21 protein-coding genes are annotated in these 24,941 nt (G+C 72.5%); 11 read left to right on the top strand and 10 right to left on the bottom strand.

Annotation, left to right across the window (positions count from 1 at the left end):
- Window positions 1–82: 82 nt before the first annotated feature.
- The 3 genes from ACSURM_RS14095 to ilvA all read right to left on the bottom strand — a co-directional run bounded on the left by ACSURM_RS14095 (window position 83) and on the right by ilvA (window position 3,479).
- The gene (locus tag ACSURM_RS14095; protein ID WP_359041026.1) at window positions 83–940 is read right to left on the bottom strand and encodes an ABC transporter permease; all 858 of its coding nucleotides are present in this window, start codon (window positions 938–940) and stop codon (window positions 83–85) included.
- The gene (locus ACSURM_RS14100) at window positions 937–1,974 is read right to left on the bottom strand and encodes an ATP-binding cassette domain-containing protein (RefSeq protein WP_436955330.1); all 1,038 of its coding nucleotides are present in this window, start codon (window positions 1,972–1,974) and stop codon (window positions 937–939) included. The genes ACSURM_RS14095 and ACSURM_RS14100 overlap by 4 nt, the downstream gene beginning before the upstream one ends.
- Window positions 1,975–2,249: 275 nt before the next feature.
- The gene (gene ilvA / locus ACSURM_RS14105; protein ID WP_436955331.1) at window positions 2,250–3,479 is read right to left on the bottom strand and encodes a threonine ammonia-lyase; all 1,230 of its coding nucleotides are present in this window, start codon (window positions 3,477–3,479) and stop codon (window positions 2,250–2,252) included.
- A gap of 162 nt (window positions 3,480–3,641) precedes the next feature.
- Here ilvA and ACSURM_RS14110 point away from each other — a divergent pair, with 162 nt between their 5' ends.
- The 3 genes from ACSURM_RS14110 to ACSURM_RS14120 all read left to right on the top strand — a co-directional run bounded on the left by ACSURM_RS14110 (window position 3,642) and on the right by ACSURM_RS14120 (window position 5,556).
- Window positions 3,642–4,148: a MarR family winged helix-turn-helix transcriptional regulator gene (locus ACSURM_RS14110; protein WP_436961085.1), complete on the top strand. Its 507-nt coding sequence runs from the start codon at window positions 3,642–3,644 to the stop codon at window positions 4,146–4,148.
- 99 nt (window positions 4,149–4,247) lie between these two features.
- Window positions 4,248–4,751, top strand: a complete 504-nt coding sequence (locus ACSURM_RS14115; RefSeq protein WP_436955332.1) for a sigma factor-like helix-turn-helix DNA-binding protein — start codon at window positions 4,248–4,250, stop codon at window positions 4,749–4,751.
- Between the two features lie 556 nt (window positions 4,752–5,307).
- On the top strand, window positions 5,308–5,556 hold the full coding sequence (locus tag ACSURM_RS14120) for a hypothetical protein (RefSeq protein ID WP_436955333.1): 249 nt from the start codon (window positions 5,308–5,310) through the stop codon (window positions 5,554–5,556).
- Window positions 5,557–5,565: 9 nt separating this feature from the next.
- On the opposite strand, the gene ACSURM_RS14125 is transcribed toward ACSURM_RS14120, so the two are convergent.
- A complete protein-coding gene (locus tag ACSURM_RS14125) occupies window positions 5,566–6,720 on the bottom strand; it encodes a cystathionine gamma-synthase (RefSeq protein ID WP_189993785.1) in 1,155 nt (384 codons plus the stop codon).
- Window positions 6,721–6,897: 177 nt separating this feature from the next.
- On the opposite strand from ACSURM_RS14125, the gene ACSURM_RS14130 reads away from it, so the two are divergent.
- The 5 genes from ACSURM_RS14130 (at window position 6,898) to ACSURM_RS14150 (ending at window position 12,916) form a co-directional block, all read left to right on the top strand.
- The gene (locus tag ACSURM_RS14130) at window positions 6,898–8,016 is read left to right on the top strand and encodes a hypothetical protein (RefSeq protein WP_436955334.1); all 1,119 of its coding nucleotides are present in this window, start codon (window positions 6,898–6,900) and stop codon (window positions 8,014–8,016) included.
- Window positions 8,017–8,368: 352 nt separating this feature from the next.
- Complete coding sequence (locus ACSURM_RS14135) at window positions 8,369–10,000, top strand: M48 family metalloprotease (RefSeq protein WP_436955335.1); 1,632 nt, start codon at window positions 8,369–8,371, stop codon at window positions 9,998–10,000.
- Between the two features lie 210 nt (window positions 10,001–10,210).
- Window positions 10,211–11,332 carry a hypothetical protein gene (locus tag ACSURM_RS14140; RefSeq protein WP_436955336.1) on the top strand — a complete coding sequence of 374 codons (1,122 nt, stop codon included), beginning with the start codon at window positions 10,211–10,213 and terminating at the stop codon, window positions 11,330–11,332.
- Between the two features lie 88 nt (window positions 11,333–11,420).
- Window positions 11,421–12,086, top strand: a complete 666-nt coding sequence (gene msrA / locus ACSURM_RS14145) for a peptide-methionine (S)-S-oxide reductase MsrA (RefSeq protein WP_436955337.1) — start codon at window positions 11,421–11,423, stop codon at window positions 12,084–12,086.
- A gap of 104 nt (window positions 12,087–12,190) precedes the next feature.
- Complete coding sequence (locus ACSURM_RS14150; RefSeq protein WP_436955338.1) at window positions 12,191–12,916, top strand: Type 1 glutamine amidotransferase-like domain-containing protein; 726 nt, start codon at window positions 12,191–12,193, stop codon at window positions 12,914–12,916.
- Window positions 12,917–13,156: 240 nt separating this feature from the next.
- On the opposite strand, the gene ACSURM_RS14155 is transcribed toward ACSURM_RS14150, so the two are convergent.
- Entirely contained in the window at window positions 13,157–14,200 is a 1,044-nt protein-coding gene (locus ACSURM_RS14155; protein WP_436955339.1) for an NAD(P)-dependent alcohol dehydrogenase, read from the bottom strand.
- A 169-nt stretch (window positions 14,201–14,369) separates the two neighbouring features.
- Here ACSURM_RS14155 and ACSURM_RS14160 point away from each other — a divergent pair, with 169 nt between their 5' ends.
- Window positions 14,370–15,281, top strand: coding sequence for a helix-turn-helix domain-containing protein (locus ACSURM_RS14160; protein ID WP_436955340.1), 912 nt, complete (start codon window positions 14,370–14,372; stop codon window positions 15,279–15,281).
- A 78-nt stretch (window positions 15,282–15,359) separates the two neighbouring features.
- Here the strand turns inward: ACSURM_RS14160 and ACSURM_RS14165 are convergent, their stop codons facing one another.
- From ACSURM_RS14165 to ACSURM_RS14175, 3 genes are all read right to left on the bottom strand, one after another.
- On the bottom strand, window positions 15,360–18,641 hold the full coding sequence (locus ACSURM_RS14165; protein WP_436961087.1) for a S8 family peptidase: 3,282 nt from the start codon (window positions 18,639–18,641) through the stop codon (window positions 15,360–15,362).
- 297 nt (window positions 18,642–18,938) lie between these two features.
- Window positions 18,939–20,189, bottom strand: coding sequence for a L,D-transpeptidase (locus ACSURM_RS14170; RefSeq protein ID WP_436955341.1), 1,251 nt, complete (start codon window positions 20,187–20,189; stop codon window positions 18,939–18,941).
- Window positions 20,190–20,420: 231 nt separating this feature from the next.
- A complete protein-coding gene (locus ACSURM_RS14175; RefSeq protein ID WP_436955342.1) occupies window positions 20,421–20,765 on the bottom strand; it encodes a hypothetical protein in 345 nt (114 codons plus the stop codon).
- 109 nt (window positions 20,766–20,874) lie between these two features.
- Here ACSURM_RS14175 and ACSURM_RS14180 point away from each other — a divergent pair, with 109 nt between their 5' ends.
- Both ACSURM_RS14180 and ACSURM_RS14185 read left to right on the top strand, forming a co-directional pair.
- Window positions 20,875–21,213: a hypothetical protein gene (locus ACSURM_RS14180; protein ID WP_436955343.1), complete on the top strand. Its 339-nt coding sequence runs from the start codon at window positions 20,875–20,877 to the stop codon at window positions 21,211–21,213.
- Between the two features lie 42 nt (window positions 21,214–21,255).
- Complete coding sequence (locus ACSURM_RS14185) at window positions 21,256–22,050, top strand: hypothetical protein (RefSeq protein ID WP_436955344.1); 795 nt, start codon at window positions 21,256–21,258, stop codon at window positions 22,048–22,050.
- 48 nt (window positions 22,051–22,098) lie between these two features.
- On the opposite strand, the gene hutH is transcribed toward ACSURM_RS14185, so the two are convergent.
- Both hutH and ACSURM_RS14195 read right to left on the bottom strand, forming a co-directional pair.
- On the bottom strand, window positions 22,099–23,637 hold the full coding sequence (gene hutH, locus ACSURM_RS14190; RefSeq protein ID WP_436961089.1) for a histidine ammonia-lyase: 1,539 nt from the start codon (window positions 23,635–23,637) through the stop codon (window positions 22,099–22,101).
- 113 nt (window positions 23,638–23,750) lie between these two features.
- Window positions 23,751–24,893: a diguanylate cyclase domain-containing protein gene (locus tag ACSURM_RS14195; RefSeq protein WP_436955345.1), complete on the bottom strand. Its 1,143-nt coding sequence runs from the start codon at window positions 24,891–24,893 to the stop codon at window positions 23,751–23,753.
- Between the last annotated feature and the right edge of the window lie 48 nt (window positions 24,894–24,941).

The raw sequence follows: 24,941 nt of genomic DNA on the forward strand, positions 1-24,941 counted from the left end.
CCCCGGCGCCCTTCGGGGCGGCCGGGGGCTTTGTCATGTGCGGGCCCGTCAAGCGGACCCGTGGCCGCCGCCGGGCAGGTGGTCAGGCGGTCGCGGAGCGGTACTTGCGCACCGCGAGGGTGCGGAAGACGACGACGATCAGGACCGAGTAGATCAGCGAGGCCCACACCGGGTGCTGCATCGGCCAGGCGCCCGAGGTGGACTGCCCGGGGTTGGCGAAGAGCACGCGGGCCGCCTGGACGGTGGCGCTGAACGGGTTCCACTCGGCTATGTGGCGCAGCCAGGGCGTCATGTTGGCGGTGTCCACGAACGCGTTGGAGATGAAGGTGACCGGGAAGAGCCAGACGAGCCCGCCGGAGGTGGCCGCCTCCGGGGTGCGCACGCTCAGGCCGATCAGCGCGCCGATCCAGGTGAAGGCGTAGCCGAGCAGGAGGAACAGTCCGAACGCGGCGAGGACGCGGCCGGGGTTCGTGCCGCCGTCGGAGCCGGTCCGCCAGCCGACCAGCAGGGCGACGATCGCGAGGACCAGCACGGTGAGCGCCGTCTGCACCAGGTCGGCGAGGGTGCGGCCGGTCAGCACCGCGCCGCGCGCCATGGGCAGGGAGCGGAAGCGGTCGATGAGCCCCTTGTGCATGTCGTCGGCGATGCCGGCGCCGGAGCCCGCGGTGGCGAAGGTGACGGTCTGCGCGAAGATGCCGGCCATCAGGAAGTTCTTGTAGTCGAGCGCGCTGGTGCTGGCGCCGATCTTCATGGAGCCGCCGAACACATAGGTGAACAGCACCACGAACATGATCGGCTGGATCAGCCCGAAAATTAACATTTCCGGGATTCTGGACATGCGGATCAGGTTGCGCCGGGCGACGATCAGCGAGTCCCTGACGGACCGGCCGACGGCGTTGCCGGGTGCGGCGGCGGGCGCGGCCTCGGTGACGGCGCTCATTTCACGGCCTCCTTGCCGTTCGGTTCGTTCCGTTCGCTTCGCTCATCGCGGGTTTTCCGCTCGTCCGGCGCGTCCGGCCGGTCCTCGTCGACACCCTGGGCCGCGTGTCCCGTCAGGGACAGGAAGACGTCGTCAAGGGTCGGGCGGCGCAGCCCGATGTCGTCGATCCCGATCCCGCGGATGTCCAGCTCGCGGATGATCTCGGCGAGCAGCTTGGCGCCGCCGGTGACGGGCACCGTGAGCCGGCGGGTGTGCTCCTCGACCGCGGTCTCACCCTTGCCGAAGCCCCGCAGCACCTCCGCCGCGGTCGCCATCCGCTCGCGGTCCTGCACCACGACCTCGACGCGCTCTCCGCCGGTGCGGGCCTTGAGCTGGTCGGAGGTGCCCTGGGCGATCACCCGGCCGTGGTCGACGACCGCGATGTCATGGGCCAGGTGGTCGGCCTCCTCCAGGTACTGCGTGGTGAGCAGCAGGGTCGTGCCCCCGGAGACCAGCTGCTTGATGACCTCCCACAGCTGCTGGCGGTTGCGCGGGTCGAGGCCCGTCGTCGGTTCGTCCATGAACATCACCGGCGGGGAGACCACGAGGGCGGCGGCGAGGTCCAGCCGGCGGCGCATGCCTCCGGAGTAGGTCTTGGCGGGGCGGTCGGCGGCGTCCGCGAGGTGGAACTGCTCCAGCAGCTCCGCCGCGCGGGCCTTGGCCGCCTTCGCCCTCATCTGGTACAGCTGACCGACCATCTGCAGGTTCTCCCGGCCGGTCAGGTACTCGTCCACCGCCGCGAACTGGCCGGACAGGCCTATGGAGCGGCGCACGGTGTCGGGGTGGCGCAGCACGTCCACGCCCGCGACGACCGCCTTGCCGCTGTCGGGACGCAGCAGTGTCGTCAGGCAGCGGACCGTCGTCGTCTTCCCGGCGCCGTTCGGCCCGAGCAGGCCGAGGACGGTGCCCTCGGGCACGTCCAGGTCGACGCCGTCCAGCGCCCTTACGTCGCCGAAGGTCTTCACCAGGCCCTCGGCATAGATGGCCCCTGGCATGTGTGTCTCCACCTCGTCGGGGATTTTCGGGACGGACTCTTCGCAAAAGCTAGGCGTGTTCGCCCGGACGCGCGCCCCCTTTTCCCTTACCGGCGCGGGCACCCCCGGCTCGGGTACAGGCAGGCAGCCCGGCGACCACACGAGATACCGTAACGCGATGTATCGCGACTCTCAAGAGACCTCACCCGAAAGGGTGGTTGGCCGTCAGAGCCGCCGTCGTGATCGGCCGTCGTGATGCCGTCGGTGATCGGCCGTCGTGGCCGGCCGCCCGGGTGTCAGGCGATGACCGGGTAGCCGGCGTCCCGCAGGGCCCGGCCGAGCTCCGCGCAGTGCGCCGGGCCCTTGGTCTCCAGGTGCAGCTCCACCTCCGCCTCGGTGAGCCCGAGGCGCGGGTCGGTGCGGACGTGGCTCACGTCGAGGACGTTGGCGTCGGCCGCCGACAGCACTCCGAGGAGCGTGGCGAGGGCGCCCGGCCGGTCCGTCAGCCGCAGCCGTACGGCCAGGTAGCGACCCTGCGCGGCCATGCCGTGCCGCAGCACGCGCTGCATCAGCACCGGATCGACGTTGCCGCCGGAGAGCACCGACACGACCGGTCCCTCGAAGCTCTCCGGAGCTGCCAGCAGCGCGGCGACCGGGCTCGCCCCGGCCGGCTCCACGACCAGCTTGGCCCGCTCCAGGCACAGCAGCAGTGCCGCCGACAGCTCGTCCTCGCTGACCGTGCGCACCTCGTCGACCAGCTCGCCGACGATCCCGAACGGCACCGCGCCGGGCCGTCCCACCCTGATGCCGTCGGCCATCGTCGCCGGGTTCCGCAGCGACACCGGGCGCCCGGCGGCCAGCGAGGGCGGGTAGCAGGCGGCGCCCTCCGCCTGCACGCCGACGATCCGGACGTCCGGCCGCAGCGCCTTCACCGCCACCGCGATGCCCGCCGCGAGCCCGCCGCCGCCCATGCCGACGACTATCGTGCGCACCTCGGGGCACTGCTCCAGGATCTCCAGGCCGACCGTGCCCTGACCGGCGATCACGTCCGGGTGGTCGAAGGGGTGGATGAACACCGCGCCGGTCCGGGCCGCGTATTCCTCGGCGGCGGCCAGCGTCTCGTCGACCACCTGGCCGTGCAGGCGCACCTCGGCGCCGTAGTCCCGGGTCGCGCTCACCTTCGGCAGCGGCGCGCCCTGCGGCATGAACACCGTGGCGTGCACGCCCAGCAGCGAGGAGGCCAGCGCCACGCCCTGCGCGTGGTTGCCGGCGCTCGCGGCCACCACCCCGGCGGCCCGCTCCTCCGGCAGCAGCCCGGCGATCCGCACATAGGCGCCGCGCAGCTTGAACGAGCCGGTCCGCTGGAGGTTCTCGCACTTCAGGTGCACCGGCGCGCCGACCAGCCGGGACAGGTACCGGCTGCCCTCCAGCGCGGTCACCCGGGCCACGCCCGACAGCATCTTCCGGGCACCGCGTACATCGTCGAGGGTGACGGAACGCAAGGAATCGGCCGTGCGGTAGCTCATATCACCAGCATCGCAGTTCACATTCGCGCACGACGGATGTGACCAAGCTGCGAGACCGGTTCGCCCAGCGCCGGTACGGCCCGGCTCCCGGCCGCGTACCCTGTCCCCCAACCCCAGCAGCCCTCATGAAGTGAGCCTCCGGCCATGCCCACAACACCAGGAATGTCGATGGACATGACGACCGTCGGTGACACCGGTCTTCTCGACACCCTTCAGCACGAGGTGGCGCTGTTCGCCCGCCGTGCCGAGCAGACGCGGCTCGGCGGCCTGGGCCAGGTGCGCAACTCCATGGACCGAGCCGCGTATCTGCTGCTCAACCGCCTCGACAAGGAAGGCCCCATGGGGGTCAAGGCGCTCGCGGCGAGCATGGGCATCGACTCCTCCACGGTCACCCGGCAGGTGGCGCCCCTGGTCGACACCGGCCTGGTCAAGCGCACCTCGCACCCGGAGGACGGGCGGGCGGTGGTGCTCCAGCTGTCGCCGCGCGGCGCCGCCAGGCTGGAGGAGGTGCGCTCGTCCCGGCGTCAGCTCATGGCCGAGCTGACACACGACTGGGCGCCGGAGGAGCGCGAGCAGTTCTGCGCGCTCCTGACCCGCTTCAATGACGCGCTCTCCGCGCGGATGGCGGTACAGGGCGTTCCGGTGGCGGAGCAGCCTTCGGCCTCCTGAGCCGCGCATCGCACCCGGAGGGTCCGACGTCTTGACCCCGGGCCGCCCCTGGCTTGATATGAGACCGGGTCCGGACGGGCCCCGTCAGGGGGAAGCGCGGTGCGTGATCGGCAGCCGGCCCGCGGTGAGCGCCGGGCCCGGGAGTTCGAGGCGTTCGTGGCGGGCGCGGCGGGACGCCTGCTGCACGCGGCCACGCTGCTCACCGCGGAGGCGCCGGACGCCAACCCGCGCGCGCGGCGTCTGCTGACGCTCGCCCTGGCCCACACCTACGCCCGCTGGGACGGGCTGCGCGGCGAGGACCCGTACGACTGTGCCCGCCAGTACCTCGCCACCCGCTTCGCGCACACCACCTGGCACCGCCACGGCGCCTTCGGCCCCGCCCGGTCCGGTCCGCGCGGGCCGCTCGCCGGACTCACCCCGCGAGAGCGGCTGGTGCTGGTCCTGCGGATCTACGAGGAAGTGACCGAGGAGCAGACGGCGGCGCTGCTCGGTCTGCCGGCGGAACGCGTCCACGCCATCTGCGACCGCGCGACGGCGACCGTGCTGCACCCCGCTCGGCCTGCCTCGGCGGGCCGGGCGGCCACGAAGGCGGCCTCGTCATGACCGGCTCCGTCATGACTGGCCCCGTCATGACCGGCTCCGCCGGAACCGGCCGCCACCGCCTGCCCGGCCGGTCCGCAGGGAACGGACGGGCATGTGGGTGCCCCTTGGGGCCGGTGGGGGAACGCGCCGTCGCGCGGGGCGTGCGAGGCGCGGCGGAGCGGGCTCATCGCCGCCCCACGCGCGCGTGCCCGGGCTGCTGGATGCGGTCGCGCAGCCCCTCGACGCACCGCTGCCCCAGGCGCGCGTGCCCGGGCGCGGGAAGGCCCAGGGGCGGCGCGGCCGTGCTGCCGCCCGGGCCGGTGGTCGGTGCGGTGCTGCCACCCGAAACCGTGGACGGTGCCGTACGGCCGTCCGGCCGGGCCGACGATGCCCTACCGCCGCCCGGACCCGCGCCCAGAGCCACGTCGCCGTCCAGACCCGCGAAGGGTGCCCTGCCTCCCAGACCCGCGCACGGTGCCGTACCACCCGGGGCCGCACACGGTGCCGTACCGTCGCCCGGACCGGCCGACGGTGTGGTGTCAACGTCGTCGCCGCCCGGCCGGGGCCGGAGGTCCCGGTGAGGCGGGCGGAGCGGGAGGCCGCCGTGCGCGCGGTCATGGAGCGGGGCGGGGCGCCGGTGCCGCCCGAGCTGTACGCGGAAGCGGTGCTCCGCGGGGACCGTCTGCTGCGGCGCAGGCGGCTCGCGCGCCGGGCGCTGTGGCTGCTGGTGTGCGCGGCGGTCCTCGCGTTCACCGTGTGGGCGGCGCATGCCCGCCCCTGGGCGGAGCCGCCCCCGCGGACGACTCCACCGGTCACCGGCTGGTGACCCCGGTGACTAGCCGAGGGCCTGCTTGAGGTCCTCCAGCAGGTCCTCGACGTTCTCGATGCCGACGGACAGACGCACCAGGTCGGCGGGGACCTCAAGCTGGGAGCCGGCCACGGAGGCGTGGGTCATCCGGCCGGGGTGCTCGATCAGGGACTCGACACCGCCGAGGGACTCGCCGAGGGTGAACACCTTGGTACGGGCGCACACCTCCAGCGCGGCCTCCTCGCCGCCCGCGACGCGGAACGACACCATGCCGCCGAACGACCTCATCTGCTTGGCGGCGACCTCGTGGCCGGGGTGGTCGGGCAGGCCCGGGTAGTACACCTGCGTCACGCGCGGGTGCCGGGTCAGCATGTCGGCGACCTTCGTGGCGTTCTCGCCGTGCCGGTCCATGCGCACCGCGAGGGTCTTGGTGCCGCGCAGCACCAGCCAGGAGTCGAAGGGGCCGGCCACGGCGCCCATCGCGTTCTGGTGGTAGGCCAGCTCCTCGCCCAGCGCCTGGTCGGCGACGACCAGCGCACCGCCGACCACGTCCGAGTGGCCGCCCATGTACTTCGTGAGCGAGTACACGACGACGTCCGCGCCGAGCGCCAGCGGCTGCTGGAGGTAGGGGGTGGCGAAGGTGTTGTCGACGACGAGCTTCGCGCCCGCGTCGTGGGCGACCTGGGCGACGGCGGCGATGTCGGTGATGCCGAGCAGCGGGTTGGAGGGGGTCTCCACCCAGACGGCCTTCGTCTTCGGGGTGATCGCGGCCCGTACGGCGGCCGGGTCGGCGGTGTCGGCGACGGACCACTCCACGCCCCAGCGGGTGGCCACCTTGGCGAACAGCCGGAAGGTGCCGCCGTAGGCGTCGTCCGGGATCACCACGTGGTCACCGGGGCCGAGGAGCGTACGCAGCAGCGTGTCCTCGGCCGCCAGGCCGGAGGCGAAGGCGAGGCCGCGGCGACCGCCGTCCAGCGCGGCGAGGTTCTCCTCCAGCGCGGTCCGGGTCGGGTTGGCGCTGCGGCTGTACTCGTAGCCGCCGCGCAGCCCGCCGACGCCGTCCTGCTTGTAGGTCGACACCTGGTAGATCGGCGGGACGACCGCGCCGGTGAGGGGGTCGGCGGTGTTGCCCGCGTGGATTGCGAGGGTCTCGAAGTGGTCGCTGATGTGCCTGTCGCTCATGTGCATCGAGCGTAATGCGCCCGGCCGGTTCCTGGCGCCCGGCGAGAGGAGTTCGCCAGGTTCTGCAATGCTGCTGTCACGCTGTGATCGGAGTTGCTGTCATGCTCTGATCGAGAGTTTTCCACAGGCTCGCGGCGGGGTTGGCCAATTGTCGGCGGGGTCTGGTTCGCTTGAGACATGGCGATTCTCTGGCTGCTGATGGCGCTGCTCATGCTGAGCCTCGTCCTGCTCCTGGTGCTGCGGCGCGGGCGCGGCGGGATCCAGCGCGTTCCGGCGGGACACCCGGACGCCGCCGACCCGGCGGCCTACGGCTTCCTGCGCGAGGAAGAACTGGACGTGCGCCTGCCCGGTCCGGACGAGGATCTGCTGCGGACCCTGGAGCTGGTGCAGCGCACGCAGGACTACCGGGCGGCCGCCCAGTTGCTGGCCGGCACCGAGGCCGAGGGCGAGCTGCGCTGGCAGCGGGTGCAGGCCTTCGCCGGCGCCGCCTCGCTGGAGCTACGGCAGCGGCCGGGCGGGGTGCACGAGACGCCGGGCGGCCAGTGGCTGCGGGTGTGGCGGGCCGAGCAGCCCAAGGACGCGGGCGGTGCCGCCGTGCACGCGGAGTTCCTGGTGCAGCAGGCATGGCGGACGGCGACGCCGGGCACGGACGAGTTCCGGATCATCATGGAGGAGGCCCGCAAGACCTGTGCGGAGGCCGCCCTGCTGGCGCCCGGTGACCCGGTGCCGTACGTCATAGAGCTGTCCGTCGCACGCGGGCTGGCCTATCCCCACCCTGAGTTCGAGCAGCTGTGGGGCAAGGTCCTCGACCGGGCGCCGTATCACATGGGCGCGCATCTGGCCGCGCTGCACTACTGGTGCGAGAAGTGGCACGGCTCCCGTGAGCAGGCGTACTCCTTCGCGCAGAGCGCGGCGGCCCGCGCCCCGGAGGGCTCGCCGCTCGCCGCGCTGCCGCTGTTCGCGGTGTTCGAGCACCTCCCGGAGGTGAACCTGGTCGCGAGCTTCTACCAGAGCGAGGTCGTCGCCAAGGCGATCCACGGCGCGCTGCACGCGGTGCACTCGGCCGCCCACGACGACCCGACCCTCCCCCACGTCCGGCATCTGCTGGTCTTCTTCCTGGTCCGCGCGGAGCGCTGGGCGGAGGCCATGGACCAGCTCATACACGTCGACGGCCATGTGGGCGCCCTGCCGTGGACGCTGTCCGAGGACCCGGCCGCCGCGTTCGCCCTCCACCGCGCACTGGCGGTCGCGGGCTACGAGGCCAACGGCGGCAGCCCGGCGGGCCTACCCGGCTGAGGAGGCACGGGGAGGCACAGGGAGGCACGGGGCCGGCCCGAGCGGGGGAACACCGGGTCGCCACCCTGAGTCGTCCGGCGGTCGCCCCGCTTCCCCGCGGCCGTACCCCCTCGCGTCCACCCTTTACGCGCCGCTCACATTGCCCTCCTGACCTGCGGTAAGGCATACTCCGCTTCCCCCCACACAGCAGCACCACCCTCAAAAACACCACCAGCACCACCAGCACCGTCGGCGCCAGTGGCGCCACCGGCACCACCGGTACCGGCCGGCCATCGGCCCGGTGCGACCTTCCTGTCCTTTTTCACCGCTTCGTCATGTCCCTTTTCCGGGGTCCTGTGGGGGGATCTGCCCGATGGGCGCAACGCTGCGCGCACTGCGCGCTCTCGTTCTGCTGCTCGGCTTCTACGCGCTGAGCCTCGTCCTGCTCGCCGCGCTGGCCGGCGTCGACGTCCTCGTCTTCAGCTGGGGACACGGCGCGCTCACGGCGAAGGTCGGCTTCGTCACCGTGCTGCTGGCCATCCCCGTGGTCCGGGGCATGCTGATGCTGCGCACCCCGAAGGGCGAGGACCCGCCCGGCCTCCCGGTCACCGCCGCCGATGAACCCCGGCTGTGGGCGCTGGTGCGCGAGCTGGCCGAGGCGGCCGGCACCCGCGCTCCCGACCGCATCCTGCTCACCGGCGAGGTCAACGCCTCGGTCAGCGAGGAGCCGCGGCTGCTCGGCCTGCTGCCCGGCCCGCGCCGCCTCACGCTCGGCGTACCGCTGCTGATCGGCCTGACCGAGGCCCAGCTGCGCTCCGTGCTCGCCCACGAGTTCGGTCACTTCACCGGCGGCGACACCCGGCTGTCCGCGCTGGTGGTGCGCGGGCGCGTGCAGATCGGCCGGGTCATCGGGCAGTTCCACGCCAAGGCGGACGGCAAGGTGGCCGCCGACCGGGCCCGGCAGGAGCGGGCCTCCGCCAAGCGGGTCGCCAAGGGCCGGAAGGCCAAGGAGATCGACACCACCGGTGTCGGGGCGACGTACCGGACGATGGCGCGGATCTACACCGCCTACGGCAAGCTCTACCTGCGTGCCTCCCTGACCACCGCGCGCGGCCAGGAGTACGCCGCCGACCTGACCGCCGCCCGGATCGCCGGGCGGGACGCGACCGCGTCGGCGCTGCGCGAGATCCCGGCGCTGTCCGCCTCCCACGACTTCTACCTGGACTCCTACGCCACGCTGGGGGTGCACGCCCGGCTGCTGCCGCCGCGCGGCGAGTTCTTCGGCGGCTTCGGCCGGCTGCTGACCGCCCGGGAGCCGGACCTGGCGGGGCTGCGCGCGGAGCTGCCGGAGACGCCGACGGGACCGTACGACTCCCACCCGCCGATCGCCGACCGGGTACGCCGGATCGAGGCACTTCCCGCCGACGGTCGCACCGACGAGGCCCGGGGCGCGGCGCTGACGCTGCTGACCGACCCGGAGCGCACCCTGGGCGCGCTGGAGGACGCCGTCCTCCTGGACGAGCTGCTCGCCTGCCCGCGCGCCGCCGGCTGGGAGGAGCTGCTGAACGCCTCGATGGCCGCGGGCCTGTCCGCCACGCGGACCCCGCTGCACCGGGCGCTGACCGCGTACACGGGACAGCCGGCCTCCCTGCCCGCGCTGCTGGACGTCATCGACGACGGCCGGCTGTGGCGGCTGGCGGAGCGGCTGCCGCTGTCGGAGGAGGCGGCGGCAGCGAAGGGGCGGGCGTTCCGCGAGTTCGTACGCCCGGCGCTGCTCCGCTCACTGCGCACGATGGTGCTGGCCGAGTTCAGCGCCTGTTCGCTGCTGAGCTGGGAGTTCTCCTGGACCGGCCCGGCGGCGGTACGGCTGCCCGGCTGGGAGGCGGGCGCCGGGGACGACAGCCCCGAGGCCGAGCTGGACGCGGCCCTGGAGGCGGCGGTCGCCGACCACCCCGACACCGGCCGGCTGCGCGCGCTGCTGCCGCCGGCGGTCCAGAACGCCTGACCGCCCGACCCGCGCGGCCCGCACCGCCCGCCTGGCCCGCGCGGCCCGCACCGCCCGCCAGACCCGCGTGGCCCGTCACCAGACCCGGCAGGACCACAAGGCCCACCTGCCCTGCACGACCCGCCGGACCCACCACACCCCCACGGCCCGCCGGTCTCGCCGGACCCACCGGCCCCGCAAGCCCCTTTCGACACGAACGGACCGACCCGCATGACCGTCCTCTTCTGGATCCTCGGGACCCTGGCCGTCCCCACGGCGATCTTCCTGCTGTGGCTGCTCTGGGTGTTCCTGAAGGAACTCTTCTCGCCGAGCCCCGACGACGACGGGGACACCGACGCCGAGGCAGCGCAGGCCGCCGAGGCCGCCGCGAAGCTCGGTCTGCTGCCCGCCGAGCGGCAGGACACCGACCTCGCCGCGCCGCTGCCGGAGCCGTGGACGGCCGCGCTGGCCGCCGTGCGCGGCGGTGACTGGCGGCCCGCCGCCGACCTGCTCGCGGCGGTGGGCCGGGACTGGGAGCGCCGCTCGGCGCTCGCCTATCTGCTGGCCGACCGCGCGGCCGAGGAGGACGCGTGGCTGCTGGCCTGGGAGGCGGCCCGGCCCGACGACCCCGACGCGGCCGTGGTCCGCGCGCGCAGCACGGTGATCCTGGCCTGGAAGATCAGGGGCGCGAAGACGGCGAAGTACACGACCCAGGAGCAGGCCGAGGGCTTCCACCGCACGCTGGTCTCCGCGCGCGAGGAGATCGCGCGGGCGGCGGCGCTGAACCCCGACGACCCGACCCCGTTCGTCGCGGAGATCTGGGTGGCGCTGGGCCTCGGCTACCCGAACGCGCGGATGGACGAGCTGTGGACGGAGATCACCTCGCGTGCCCCGCACCACTACGAGGCGCACTTCTCGGCGCTGCAGTACTGGTGCGCGAAGTGGCGCGGCTCCGAGCGGCTGGCCCGCGAGTTCGCCGAGCGGGCGGCGGCCGGCGCGCCGCTGGGCGGCCTGCTGACCGCGCTGCCGCTGATCGCGCACTTCGAGCACGACGAGTCGGACGACACCGAGGCCGACAACACGCCGGAGATGCGGGCCCGGGTCGAGGCGGCGCTCGCGGACGCGGCGGCGGCCGACCCGTCCCACCCGCGGCTGCCGGAACTGCGTCACCTGCTGGCGTACTACCTGCACCTCCAGGGCCGCAACGAGGCGGCGCTGGAGCAGTTCCGGCTGGTCGACGGGCATGTGAACGCGCTGCCGTGGCGCTACCGCGGCGACATGGCCGACTACTACTGCCGGGTCCGCAACACGGCGGTCCAGCTGGCGGAGGAATCGGCCGCGGCGGGAGTCTGACCGGAATGCGCGAGGTGTGAGGGACGTTGTACGGGTGCCGGCGCCGCCGAGGCGGCCGGCGCCCAGCCCCGACCGACAGGGAGACCCGATGCTCTTCGGCCGCACACCCCAGCTGCCCACCCCCGAGCAGGCGCTCAAGGGCCGCCCCGCGCTCGCCTTCGCGGTCCCGGAACGCCACACCGTGCTCGGCACGCCGCTGCTCGGCCCCTACCCCGAGGGCCTGGAGATCGCCGACTTCGGCCTGGGCTGCTTCTGGGGCGCCGAGCGCAAGTTCTGGCAGCTCCCGGCGGGCGTGTTCACGACCCTGGTCGGATACCAGGGCGGTTACACGGAGAACCCGACGTACGAGGAGGTCTGCTCGGGCCTGACCGGTCACACGGAGGCGGTCCGGGTGGTCTACGACCCGCGGCAGATCTCGTACGACGGCCTGCTGAAGACGTTCTGGGAGTCGCACGACCCGACGCAGGGCTTCCGGCAGGGCAATGACGTCGGTACGCAGTACCGTTCGGCGATCTACACGCACACCCCGGAGCAGGCCGCAGCGGCGGAGGCCTCCCGCGACGCCTACCAGAAGGTCCTGACCTCCTCCGGCTACGGCATGATCACCACGGAGATCCTCCCGGCCGAGGGCCGCGCCTTCTATCCGGCCGAGGCGTACCACCAGCAGTACCTGGACAAGAACCCGGCGGGCTACTGCGGCCTGGGCGGCACCGGCGTGTCCTGCCCGGTCGGCATCGCCCGCACCGGGAGCTGACGGCTCCCGCCCCGCACCGGTCGCCGGCCGGGAGCGGTAAATCGGGCGACGGCCCCGGCTCGCGGCCCGTACATTCGCCCCTTGTGTCTGTTGAAGGGGAGGGCATGGGCAGTCCGGTGTTTCTGATCGGTGGCGGCTGGGACCGCGCCGAGGTGTACGAACCGTTCCTGCGCCGGGCGCGCGGCGCGCGGCGGATCGGGTGTCTGATCGTCGACGAGGGGGACGGGGCGGCGCAGTTCGCGCGGTACGCGGAGGCGCTCGGGAAGGCCGGGCCTGCGTGCGTGCCGGTGCCGCTGCTCATACCGCTGGGCGGCCGGTTCGCGCCGGAGTCCGCGCTGGACGGGATCGACGGGCTGCTGGTGTGCGGGGGGCTCACGCCCGCGTACCAGGAGGCGCTCGCGGAGTGCCTGGAGCGGCTGCCGGGGCTGCTGGCCGAGCGCGGGCTGCCGTACGCGGGATTCTCCGCCGGTGCCGCCGTGGCCGCGCGGCGGGCCGTGGTCGGCGGCTGGCTGGTGGACGGGGCGCCGGTATGCCCGGAGGAGACCGGGGAGGATCTGGCGGAGGTCGAGGTCCGGGCGGGGCTCGGACTGGTGCCGTTCGCGGTGGACGTACACGCCGCCCAGTGGGGGACGCTGGCCCGGCTGGTCGCGGCGGTCGGGCGGCGGCAGGCGCCGTACGGGGTCGCCGTGGACGAGAACACGCTGCTCGGCGTCCATGACGGCGAGGCCCGGGTGTCCGGTGCCGGCCGGGTACACGTGGTGCGTCCCGCCCCGGACGGAAGCGTGACGGTACGGCCGTACAGCCCCGGGGAGAGCTTCGCCCTCCAGTAGAGGGAAGGGCAGCGCCCCGTAAGGGGCGCGGGGAACTGCGCGACCAGCCACGACAAACCCGCGGCCGGCAGACAACCCCCAGCAGGCCGAAGGCCAGCGCCCCCAAAGGGGCGCGGGGAACTGCGCGAGCAACCACGACGAACCCGCAGCCGACAGACAACCCCCGGCAGCCGACCCGCCGCCGGCCGTAGCCCGGCAAGGACTACGGCCGGCGAGGACGACGGCCAAGCGGACCGCAGGTCAGATCGTGGCGGTGTCGATCACGAAGCGGTAGCGGACGTCACTGGCCAGCACCCGCTCGTACGCCTCGTTGACCTCGGACGCGGCGATCAGCTCTATCTCGGCGCCGATCCCGTGCCCCGCGCAGAAGTCCAGCATCTCCTGGGTCTCGCGGATGCCGCCGATCATGGAGCCCGCGAGGGTCTTGCCGCCGCCGATCACCGAGAAGAGGTTGAGCGAGACCGGCTCCTCGGGGGCGCCCACGTTCACCAGCGCGCCCTCCGTCTTCAGCAGCGACAGGTAGGCGTTGAAGTCCAGCGGGGCCGACACCGTGGACAGGATCAGGTCGAACGAGCCCCGCAGCTCCTCGAAGGTCTTCGGGTCGCTGGTGGCGTAGTAGTGGTCGGCGCCCAGCTTGAGGCCGTCGTCCTTCTTGCGCAGGGACTGCGACAGCACGGTCACCTCGGCGCCGAGCGCGTGCGCGATCTTCACGCCCATGTGGCCGAGGCCGCCCATGCCGAGGATCGCGACCTTCTTGCCGGGGCCGGCGTTCCAGCGCTTCAGCGGGGAGTACGTGGTGATGCCGGCGCACAGCAGCGGCGCGGCCACGTCCAGGGACAGCCCGTCGGGGATGCGGACGACGAAGTTCTCGTCGACGACGATCTTCTCCGAGTAGCCGCCGTGGTTGGGCGTGCCGTCCCGGCCGATGGCGTTGTACGTGGAGCCGAAGCCGCCGTTCAGGCAGTACTGCTCCTGCCCGGCCCGGCAGTTCTCGCACTCGCGGCAGGAGTCGACCAGGCAGCCGACGCCCACCCGGTCGCCGACCTTGAACTTCGTCACGCCGGGGCCGACCTCCGACACGACGCCGGCGATCTCGTGGCCGGGGACCATCGGGAAGATCGCCTCGCCCCAGCCCTCCCGGGCCTGGTGGATGTCGGAGTGGCAGATACCGGCGAACTTGATGTCGATCAGGACGTCGGACTCGCCGACCGCGCGTCGCTCGATGGTCGTGCGCTCCAGCGGAGCCTTCGCGGCGGGCGCGGCGTATGCGGCAACAGTGGTCATGCCGGGGTTCTCCTAGCGGTCGTTCGCGCGCCCGGGTCCTGGTGCCGGGCACGGCGTCCAGCCTGCCGCACGCCGGGCGGCCTACCCAGACCACGCCTTTGCGTACGACCGCTGTGCGTACCACCAGCGAGGTCAGGCTCGCCGGCATACGACCAGGAATACTGGACGTATGGACAGCAGGGACGAGCAGCCGGACACCACAGCCACCACGGGCCGGGCCCTGGACCGGCGGGCGGAGCTGAGCGAGTTCCTGCGCAGCCGGCGGGCCCGGCTGAAGCCCGAGGACGTGGGGCTCTCCGGCTTCGGACGGCACCGCCGGGTGCCGGGGCTGCGCCGGGAGGAGCTGGCACAGCTGGCCGGGGTGTCGGTGGCGTACTACACCCGGCTCGAACAGGGCAACGGACGGAACGTGTCCGCGGAGGTGCTGGACGCGATCGCGCGGGCCCTGCGGCTGACGGACGCCGAGCACGCCCATCTGACGCACCTGGCCAAGCCGAAGGCGCTGAAGAAGAAGCAGGGGGCGCGCCAGCAGCAGGTGCGCCCGGCGCTGCGGCAGCTGCTGGGGACCATGGAGTCCGTGCCGGCGTACATCGTGGGCCGGCGCTCGGAGATCCTCGCCTGGAACCGGATGGCGGCGGCCCTCTTCGGCGACTGGGGCGAGGTGCCGCCGGCCGAGCGGAACTGGGCCCGGCTGGTGTTCCTGCGCCCGGAGTACCGGGAGCTGTTCGTCGACTGGGAGCAGAAGGCGATCGACATCGTGTGCGCCCTGCGCATGGACGCGGGCTGCCATCCGGACGATCCGAAGCTGTCGGCGCTGGTGGGCGAGTTGTCGGTGAAGAGCGAGGAGTTCCGCCGGCTGTGGGCCACGCACGACGTCAAGGAGAAGAGCCATGGCGTCAAGCACCTGCACCACCCCTTGGTGGGCGACCTCGCGCTGCACTTCGAGAGCTTCCGTCTGACGGACGGCTCGGAGCAGTCCCTGGTCACCTATCACGCCGAGCCGGACTCCCCCACCGCCGAGTCCCTGCGCCTGCTGGCCAGCTGGGGCGCGGACGCCACCCGGGCGGTTCCCTCGGCGTAGCCCGGAAACGGGCGAGCGGCCCGCGGCGGGTGGGTACCCGCCGCGGGCCGCTCGTGCGGACGGTCGGCTAGCGAGGGATCACTTGCCGAAGTACGCGTTGTAGATCGTGATCTCCGACGTGTTGCCCTTCTTGTCGGTGATCTTGGCGCGGAACGAGACCGCCTTGTTCTTCGCCGGGTTCTTCACGGTGATCTTGCCGTTCCTGACCTCGGTCTTCTTGAAGTTCTTGCCGTCGTAGGAGACGTAGACGGCGAGGGACTTCAGGTTGCGGCCGGCGGCGGCGCCCTCCACGGTGACCGGGAAGGTGGCCTTCTTGCCCGCCGCGACCCGGCTGTCCAGGCCGGTGGTGGCACCGAAGCGCAAGGTGGAGGCAGGCAGCTGGACCATGTCGCCGGACGGCTTCTTGGAGCGGAAGGTCCAGGCCGCGTCGATCCGGGTGGATGCCTCGGACACCGTCGCCTTGCGCTTGACCGAGGTGGTCAGCCTGTACGCCGCGTCACCGGCCGGGACCTTGAAGGTCTCGCCGCCGAACAGCGGGTCCTTGTTGCTGCCGATCTTGGTGCCGTTGCGGTACAGCGTGGTGCTCACCGCGTCGAACTCCGAGTACCCGGCGTGCCCGGCCGAGTCGGCGAACAGCGGCAGCGCGCCGAAGATCTCGTCACCCTCCCGGAACAGGCCCGTGTCCTTGGTCAGGTGCGGGCCGAAGACGGCGGTGTTGACCGTCTTGGTGTAGGTCTTGCCGCCCTTGAAGGTGAACTCGCCGAGCGAGTAGCCGGCGTCGTACTCGTCCCCGCCGAGCTGGCCGAATTCCAGGCCCCAGCGCACACCGCCCGTGGTGGACAGGTGCAGGGTGCGGGTGCCGGGCAGCTTCTGCGGGACGCTGATGGAGGAGGCGCCGGAGCCGCCGGGCAGCCAGCCGAGGGCGTCGACGGTGCCCGTCTTGCCGCGGGCAGCCGCGCCCATCCGGACCTTCACCGTGGCGAGTTCGCCGGCCTTGTAGTGCCGGGTGTAGCCGGTGGCGAGCTGCTTGACCGGGCCGCCGGAGGTGACGGCGTACTCCTCGGTCGCGCCCTTGGTCCAGTGGCCGTCCCACTGCTGGGTCAGCGAGCCGGCGGGCGGCTGCGGGCCGAGGTGAGCGGTGCGGAAGTTCTTGTACGAGTCCAGGAACATCATGTAGGCGTACTCGCTGTCGCCGACCGTGATGCCGAAGCTCGGCGCGGCGAACGCGGACTTCAGGCCCGAGCCGGGGACGGTGATGTCCACCGGCTTGGCCTTGCGCGCGTCGAGGGTGATCGTCTGCTTCTTGTCGACGGTCAGCTTCGGCTGCACGAGCCAGTCGGTGCCCTTGGCGGAGTTCTCCGGGTCGCCGTAGACGGTGGTGTCGAGGATGTACGTGCCCTTGGGCGCGCGCGCCTTCACCGTGCCGGACTTGTCGTACGGGGTCACCGAGGTGCCGGTGGCCAGGCCCGTCACGCCGGTGAGGCCGGCGTCGTAGTACGGGGCCGGTTTGCCGTCACGGCCGATGAACTTCAGCGTGACGTCGTAGGACTCCACCTCGCGGTGCACCGCGGCGGCCGTGCGGACGCTCTGGCCTTCGCCCGTCGCCGTGACGTACGCGGAGTAGGCGCCGTCGACGGTGCCGCCGAGCCTGGTGTTCACGGTGAGGTCGACCGCGGCCGTGCCGTGCGCCGGGACGGTGACCTGGTCCGCGCCGAGCTTGAAGAAGCCGGCCGGGGCCGCCGCGCCCTTGGGGCCGGTGGCGGTGCTCGCCAGGCTGAGCGTGACGTCCTTGTCACCGAGGTTGCGGTACGTCAGCTTCTTGGTGACCGGTGTGTCGTCGGTGTGCGGCCACTGCTGCACACCGAAGTTCAGCGAGACCGGGTCGGCGACGACCGACTGGCCGATGGCCTTGTCGACCTGGATACGGCCCGAGCCCTGCTCGAAGGGGGTGTACTTGCCGCCCTTGGCGGAGCCGGTCAGGGCGCCCTTCAGCTCGGCGTAGCCCCAGTCGGGGTGCCGCTGCTTCAGGATGGCCGCGGCGCCCGCGACGTGCGGGGTGGCCATCGAGGTGCCGGAGATCGTGAGGTAGCCCTCGGGCTTCTCGCCGACCTCCTCGCCGATGACGCTGCCGGCGGCTGCGGCGGCGGTGATGTCGACGCCCGGCGCGGTGACGTCCGGCTTGACGGCGCCGTCGCCGGCGCGCGGGCCGGTGGAGGAGAAGTCCGCCAGCGTGTCCTTGTCGTCGACGGCGCCGACGGTGAGCGCGGCGTCCGCGCTGCCCGGCGAACCGACCGACTGGGGGCCGTCGTTGCCCGCGGCGATCGCGAACAGGATGCCCTTCTCGGCAGAGAGCTTGTTGACCTCGGCCTCGAGCGGGTCGATGCCGGGGGTGTCGTAGCCGCCGAGGCTGAGGTTGACGACATCGGCGCCCTGGCCGGCCGCCCACTCCATGCCGGCGAGGATGCCGGAGTCGTCGCCGAAGCCGCTGTCGTCCAGGACCTTGCCGTTGAGGAGCTTGGCGTCCGGGGCCACTCCCTTGTACTTGCCGCCCGACTTGGCGCCGGTGCCCGCCACGATGGAGGCGACGTGCGTGCCGTGGCCGAAGCGGTCGACGGCGTCGGCGGCGGGGGTGAAGTTCCGGGAGGCGATCACCTGGTTCTTCAGGTCCGCGTGATCGGTGGCCACGCCGGTGTCGAGGACGGCGACCTTGACGCCCTTGCCGGTGTAACCGGCCTTCCAGGCGGTGGGGGCGCCGATCTGCGGTACGGACTTGTCGAGGCTGGCCTCGCGGACGCCGTCGAGCCAGACGTGCGCGATGCCGGAGGCGGTCCTGCCGTCGTTGGTCACGGCGTCCCACAGCCCGGCGGTGTCCTCGGCCGGGGTCTGCACGGCGTCCGCGTTGAGCGCGGTCAGGCTGCGGCGCAGGGTGCCCGCGTCGCGGACCCCGGCCTTGGCGGCGCCCGCGGTGCCGCGGTAGCCGACGATGACCTTCAGGCCGTTCTTCTGGGCCTTGCGGGTGGCGGCCTTGTTCAGCTCGGTGACGTCGAAGAGGCGCTGGTCCAGCGTGCCGGAGGCCACCAGGCGGCCCGCGTCCGCGGGGATCACCAGGGTGTGTCCGGCCGCCTTGCGGACCTGGAAGGGTATGTGCTCGCGGCCCTTGGCCCGCTCCAGGCCGACGACCCGGCCCTTGGCGTCGAGGGCGACGCGGTCACCGGTGATCAGGGTGACGTGGTGCCGGGCGGTGAGCGCGGAGGCGCCCGCGGAGGTGCGGGCGGGCTTCGCCGACGCGGGGCTGGTCATACCCGCTGCGAGGGCGACTGCCGCGGCCGTTGCCACGGTGGCCGCAGCCGCTCTTTTCACTTGTGCGCGCAAGTTCTCCCCCTGGAGACGAGGTACCGGGTGAATTCCCCGTTCACCCGGCCGGGGGCGGACTCGCACACGTGCGCGTCGGCCTCCCGGGCACCGAAGTATTCCGGGAGGCGATCAGGCGCTCAATAGATGAGAGAACGGTGAGAAAGCACGACAGGAAACTGTTACGTGCCGTCCGGGACACCGTTACACAACCGCGAAGTCCCTTGGAACCAGGGGGTGTTATGGACCGTCAACGAACGATGCCGCCCCCGGAGGAGCGGCATCGCGCGAAGTGATGACGGAGCGTCAGACGGCCGAACCGGCCTTCCACTGCGCCCAGTCCATGTTCCAGCCGTTGAGGCCGTTGTCCGGCGAGACCGTCTTGTCGCCGGTGTTCTGGACGACCACGACGTCACCGATCAGCGTGCCGTTGTAGAACCAGGCCGCAGGCGTGCTCGGGTCGTTCGCGCCCTTCGCGTCCCGCAGGCCGACGCAGCCGTGGCTGGTGTTGGCGCTGCCGAACACCGACGGCGCGCCCCAGTAGTTGCCGTGGATGAAGGTGCCCGAGGTGGTCAGGCGCATGGCGTGCGGCACGTCCTTGATGTCGTACTCGCCCTTGCCGTCGTCGTCGGTGAAGCCGACCGTGGCGCCGTTCATGCGGGTCTGCTTGAACTTCTCGGAGATCACCATCTGCCCCTCGTACGTCTTGTTGTCGGGGGAGCCGGCGGAGATCGGGATGGTCTTGACGACCTTGCCGTCCTGCGTGACCTTCATCTGCTTGGTCTTCGCGTCGACGTAGGAGACCTGGTTGCGGCCGATGTGGAAGGTGACCGTCTTCTGCTGGACGCCGTAGACACCGCTCGCGCCCTGGACGCCGTCGAGCGCCAGCTTCAGGGTGACGGTGGAGCCTTCCTTCCAGTACTCCTCGGGGCGGCAGTCCATGCGGTTGGCGCTGAACCAGTGGCAGGCGACCTCCTGGCCGCTGCTGGAGCTGACCGTGATGCCCTTCTGCACGGCCGCCTTGTTGGTGATCGCCTTGTCGAAGTTGATCGACACGGGCATGCCGACGCCGACCGTGGAGCCGTTGTCCGGGGTGAAGGTGCCGATGAAGCTGTTGGCCGGGGAGACCGTGGTGAAGGAGGCGTTCTCGTGGGCTATGCGGCCCTCGGAGTCCTTGGCCTCCGCGGCGACCTTGTAGGTGGTGGAACGCTCCAGCGCGGTGCCGGGCTTCCAGCTCTTGCTGTCGGCGGACAGCTGCCCGGCGACGGGCTTGCCGTCCTGGGTGGTCATGGTGACGCCGGTGAGGGTGCCCTTGCTCACCGTGACGGCGGCGGAGTTGTTGATCGACGCGTTGGCGGAGCCGTCCTTCGGCGTGATCGTGATCTGCGCCTCGGAGGACTTCTTGGCCGCCGCCTCGTCGACCTTGGCCTGCGAGGTGTCGCCGTCGCCGCTGCCGGAGGCGTCGGCGTCGCCGCCGGAACACGCCGTGAGCACCAGCACACCGCCGAGCAGAGCGGAAGCGGCCGCCAGGCGCCCGCGCCGCTTACTGACCGTCATCACAAGCTTCTCCATCGTTGCCGAGTCGCGAAAACCCCGAGTCCCCCGTCAAGAACCATCAACGCTACGGCCGGTTCGTCCCGTTCCCGCCCCGTGGATCTGTGGGGCATCCCACGTCCGTGGCGCGCTCCTTGGTCACGGACGGGGCCGGACGCCCGTCCCCGCGTCCCCCGGGACGACGAAGGCCCCGGACGGCGGGTGCCGTCCGGGGCCCTGGGTGCCCCGGGACGCTCAGCCGATGCCGTCCTCTTCCTCGTCGTCCTCCCCATCATCCTCGTCCAGGTCCCACTCGGGCGAATCGGGGTCGTAGTCGACGCGCTCACTGGACCAGGACGCCTGCTGGAGCTCCACCCCGGGCACCTCGCTGACCAGGTCGAACGGATCCACGAGATAGGCCAGGGCCTCCGCGGTGTCTTCCGTCACAGCGGCCTCGGCGTGCGCCCGCTCCGCCTCCGGCAGCGCGGTGTCCCCGGCGAGGCGGCCCAGTGCGGCCTTGGCCACCTCGTCCTCGTCCAGCACCTCCAGCACCAGTTCCACCCGAAGCCGCACAAAACGTGATGTCTCTTCTGTGCTCATGGGGGGAGCGTACGGCCGAAACCTCCCGTGACTTTCCTGTGACCCGCGCCTTTCACTAACATCGCCCCACACGGCCAATTCGCCAGCGTCACAAGGGGATCGATATTCCGTGTCATCCGCTCGCCGCCCGTTGCTGACCGCCGCCGCCGCGGGCACCCTGCTGTGCGCACTGTGGTTCGTCCCGTCCGCGAACGCCTCGCAGAACGCCCCGGCGAGAGAGACGGCGACCGCCTCGACGCCCACCCGCGTCACCCAGGTCACACACGTCGCACAGGTCAGAGCGGTGTCGGCGCCCGCCGCGGGCACGGACCGGGCGGCCGTGGAGGCCGAACTGGCCGACACCGGCGGCTTCGACACCACCCCGTACGTCATCGGCGGCAGCCTGTTCCTCACGGTGGGCGCCGGTTTCGTCGTGTATTCGGTGCGTCGCGAACGTACGGGTTTTTGATTTGTCTTGACTATGTCTTGACAGTCCGCACATAGTTCGCCCATGAAGAGATCATCGGGCGTGCGGCTGTGCGCCACCGCAGCTGTGAGCGTGCTGTCGCTCGCCCTCGTCACGGGTTGTGGCGACGAGAAGTCGAAGGGCTCGGGGAACGCCTCGGGCAAGGACGCCGCCAAGCCGGCCGCGAAGACGCTGAGCGCGGCGGAGTTGCAGAAGCTGGTCATCGCCAAGGGTGACGTGCCCGGGCACGAGGTCGGGCCGGTCGAGGGCGGCGTCCCGGACCGCTCCAAGGTCAAGGCCGGGGACGCCAAGTGCGAGCCGGTGCTCCAGGCCTTCACCGGCATCGCGCCCGGCGCCCCGGCGGCGAACACCAGCCGCATGGCCACGCAGGAGAAGAAGGTCCCCACGGCTCAGCCCAGCTCCCCGGAGGACCTGTCCGAGGGCGCCCTCAAGGACGAGTTCACCAAGGCCATGGACCTGGACGTCACCGTGGTCACCCTGGCCTCGTACGACGGGGACGGCGCCGAGCGGGCCCTGGCCTCGGTCAAGGACGCGGTCAAGGCGTGCGCGGGCGGCTTCTCTGGCGAACAGGACGGCGAGAAGGGCAAGTTCACCAAGGTCGCCGAGGAGAAGTCGTCCGGCGCGGGTGACGCGTCGGTGGCCTTCACCGCGACCGACGAGGAGGGCGAGGACGGCGCCCTGCCGTTGCACTCCGAGGTGGTGCGGCACGGCAGGACCCTCGCGGTGTACACCACGGTCAACATCGGCGCGATGATGACCAAGAAGCCCTACACGGTCTCCGCTCCGGTCATGAAGGCGCAGGCCGCCAAGCTGAAGTGACGTTTGGTCACCCATGCGGCGGGGCCCCGGCCGGGGCCCCGCCGTCGTTCATTGGAGCGGGCCGGTGACCTTCTCCACGGCCGCCACCAGCTCCCCGCCGCGCACGAAGGCGTCGGCGGCGGCCAGGTCGGGCGCCAGGAACCGGTCCGGGCCCGGGCCCCGCACGCCCGCGGCGCGCACGGCGTCGATCACGGCCCGCGTGGCGGGCGCCGGGGTGAGTCCCTCGCGCAGCTCGATGGCGCGGGTGGCCGCGTAGAGCTCGATGGCGATGATCCGGGTGAGGTTGTCCACGGCGGTGCGCAGCTTGCGCGCGGCCGACCAGCCCATGGAGACGTGGTCCTCCTGCATGGCGGAGGACGGGATGGAGTCCGCGGAGGCCGGTACGGCGAGCCGCTTCAGCTCGCTGACCAGCGCGGCCTGCGTGTACTGGGCGATCATCAGCCCGGAGTCCACACCGGCGTCGTCGGCGAGGAACGGCGGCAGGCCGTGGCTGCGGTTCTTGTCCAGCAGCCGGTCGGTGCGGCGCTCGGCGATGGAGCCGAGGTCGGCGGCGGCGATGGCGAGGAAGTCCAGCACATAGGCCACGGGCGCGCCGTGGAAGTTGCCGTTGGACTCCACGCGGCCGTCGGGCAGCACCACGGGGTTGTCCACGGCGGAGGCCAGCTCCCGGTCGGCGACCAGGCGGGCGTGCGCGACGGTGTCGCGTCCGGCGCCGGCGACCTGCGGGGCGCAGCGCACGGAGTAGGCGTCCTGGACGCGCGGGGCGTCGTCCTGGTGGTGCCCGGTGAGCCCGGAGCCCTTCAGCACGGCGAGCATGTTGGCGGCGCTGGCGCCCTGTCCGGGGTGCGGGCGGATGGCGTGCAGCTCGGGCGCGAGGACCTTGTCGCTGCCGAGCAGCGCCTCCAGGGTGAGGGCGGCGGTGACGTCGGCGGACTTGTAGAGGGTGTCCAGGTCGGCGAGGGCCATGACCAGCATGCCGAGCATGCCGTCGGTGCCGTTGAGCAGCGCCAGGCCCTCCTTCTCGCGCAGCTCGACGGGCCGGATGCCGTGCTCGGCGAGCAGCTCGCCCGCGGGCCGGACGCTCCCGTCGGGACCCTCCGCCTCGCCCTCGCCCATGAGGGTGAGCGCGCAGTGGGACAGCGGGGCCAGGTCGCCGGAGCAGCCCAGGGAGCCGTACTCGTGCACGACCGGGGTGATCCCGGCGTTCAGCACGTCGGCCATGGTCTGCGCGACCTCGGGCCGCACTCCGGTGTGCCCCGAGCAGACGGTCTTCAGCCGCAGGAACATCAGGGCCCGGACGACCTCGCGCTCCACCCGGGGGCCCATGCCGGCGGCGTGCGAGCGGACGATGTTGCGCTGCAACTGGGCGCGCAGCTCCGGGCTGATGTGCCGGGTCGCCAGGGCGCCGAAGCCGGTGGAGACGCCGTAGACCGGGTCGGGCTTGGCCGCCAGCGCGTCCACGATCTCCCGGGCCGCCGCGAGGGCCGCCACCGCCTCCGCCGACAGCTCTATGCGGGCACCGCCGCGCGCCACGGCGAGAACGTCGGACGCCGTGACCCCGGACGTCCCCACCACCACAGTGTGCATATCCATATTCAGGAGCGTACGCATTGAATGCGGTGGTGTCACTAGTGGGCGCCGGAGTCACCCCTTACCTCAGGGTGTGGGTTTCGCCTCACGATCGGTGCCGCTTTCGGGTGTCACGGCCGGCGCCCCCGGAACCGGCGCCGCTCGGCGCGCGAGGGCGGCGGCGCGTCGGCCAGCCGCACGACCGGATCGGCGGCACCCTCCCGGCCGGCCACCACCGGCCGGTCCAGGCGCAGCGCCTTGGCCCGGTACTGGGCGGCGTCCGCGAGCCGGAACAGCCGCCGGGCGTCACGCACCTCGCCGATCGCCTCCGCGGTCGAGGCGACCCCGCACGCCACCCCCTCCCCCGGCTCCAGCTCGCCGGCCCGGCGGCACAGTTCGTCCGCCGCCTTGACCACGTCGTCGGCGGGCGGCCCCACCGCGACCAGACAGAACTCGTCCCCGCCCAGCCGCGCGACCAGCGCGCCCGGCACCATCGCCCCGCACAGCGACAGCACCGAGCCGAACCTCTCCAGCAGCCTGTCGCCGACGGCGTGCCCGAGGGTGTCGTTGACCCGCTTGAGCCCGTTGAGGTCGCAGACGACCAGGCTGACCACCGCGCCCTCCGCGCGGTGCCGCTCGACGGCCTCCTCCAGGCACACGTCCACGGCCCGGCGGTTGGCCAGGCCGGTGAGGGCGTCGGTGTACGCGAGCCGGCGGGCCTCCTCCAGCCGCTCGGTCTGCGCGATACCGGCGGCCACGACGGCGGCGAGCACGGTGGCGAAGTCGGAGTCGGCCCGCGCGAACACCGGCGCACCGGCCGCGCGGGCCACGTACAGCTCGCCCCAGGCCCGGCCGTGCAGCACGACGGGGGCGACGACACAGCACCCGCGCCCCCGGCGGCGCAGGGCCGTGACCCGCTGGTGGAAGTACCCGGCGCTGCCGGCGGCGGCGCCCTCGGCGGTCTCCACCCAGGCGTTGGGCCCCCCTCCGCCGGCCCACCGCTCGTGCAGGAACTCGGTGATCTCCGGGAACTGGTGCACCGGATAGGTCTCGGCCTCCGGGAACTCCTCCTCGTCCGCGGCCCGGTCCCCCACGTTCACGAGGACCCGGAGCCGGCCCAGCTCGCGCTCCCAGACCGACAGCGCGGCGAAGCTGCCGTCCAGCGCACCACAGGCGCCGAGGGCGGCGGCCTGCCAGCACTCCTGGGGGGTGTGCGCCGCCGCCATGCCCTGCGCCAGCGCCACGACCGCGGCGAGCCGCTTGTCCTCACCCATTACTCCAGGTTAGGGAGTAATGGGGACACAAGGGACATCGATGCGGCG

The sequence above is a fragment of the Streptomyces sp. SudanB182_2057 genome, assembly GCF_964272715.1.
Classification (GTDB): domain Bacteria; phylum Actinomycetota; class Actinomycetes; order Streptomycetales; family Streptomycetaceae; genus Streptomyces; species Streptomyces rubradiris.

Coding starts and splice junctions, on each gene's coding strand:
- hutH (WP_436961089.1), bottom strand. CDS start 23,637: ATGCACACTGTGGTGGTGGGGACGTCCGGGGTCACGGCGTCCGACGTT.
- ACSURM_RS14150 (WP_436955338.1), top strand. CDS start 12,191: ATGGGCAGTCCGGTGTTTCTGATCGGTGGCGGCTGGGACCGCGCCGAG.
- ACSURM_RS14125 (WP_189993785.1), bottom strand. CDS start 6,720: ATGAGCGACAGGCACATCAGCGACCACTTCGAGACCCTCGCAATCCAC.
- ACSURM_RS14155 (WP_436955339.1), bottom strand. CDS start 14,200: ATGACCACTGTTGCCGCATACGCCGCGCCCGCCGCGAAGGCTCCGCTG.
- ACSURM_RS14170 (WP_436955341.1), bottom strand. CDS start 20,189: ATGACGGTCAGTAAGCGGCGCGGGCGCCTGGCGGCCGCTTCCGCTCTG.
- ilvA (WP_436955331.1), bottom strand. CDS start 3,479: ATGAGCTACCGCACGGCCGATTCCTTGCGTTCCGTCACCCTCGACGAT.
- ACSURM_RS14175 (WP_436955342.1), bottom strand. CDS start 20,765: ATGAGCACAGAAGAGACATCACGTTTTGTGCGGCTTCGGGTGGAACTG.
- ACSURM_RS14140 (WP_436955336.1), top strand. CDS start 10,211: ATGACCGTCCTCTTCTGGATCCTCGGGACCCTGGCCGTCCCCACGGCG.
- ACSURM_RS14160 (WP_436955340.1), top strand. CDS start 14,370: ATGGACAGCAGGGACGAGCAGCCGGACACCACAGCCACCACGGGCCGG.
- ACSURM_RS14130 (WP_436955334.1), top strand. CDS start 6,898: ATGGCGATTCTCTGGCTGCTGATGGCGCTGCTCATGCTGAGCCTCGTC.
- ACSURM_RS14135 (WP_436955335.1), top strand. CDS start 8,369: ATGGGCGCAACGCTGCGCGCACTGCGCGCTCTCGTTCTGCTGCTCGGC.
- ACSURM_RS14110 (WP_436961085.1), top strand. CDS start 3,642: ATGTCGATGGACATGACGACCGTCGGTGACACCGGTCTTCTCGACACC.
- ACSURM_RS14095 (WP_359041026.1), bottom strand. CDS start 940: ATGAGCGCCGTCACCGAGGCCGCGCCCGCCGCCGCACCCGGCAACGCC.
- msrA (WP_436955337.1), top strand. CDS start 11,421: ATGCTCTTCGGCCGCACACCCCAGCTGCCCACCCCCGAGCAGGCGCTC.
- ACSURM_RS14100 (WP_436955330.1), bottom strand. CDS start 1,974: ATGCCAGGGGCCATCTATGCCGAGGGCCTGGTGAAGACCTTCGGCGAC.
- ACSURM_RS14185 (WP_436955344.1), top strand. CDS start 21,256: ATGAAGAGATCATCGGGCGTGCGGCTGTGCGCCACCGCAGCTGTGAGC.
- ACSURM_RS14195 (WP_436955345.1), bottom strand. CDS start 24,893: ATGGGTGAGGACAAGCGGCTCGCCGCGGTCGTGGCGCTGGCGCAGGGC.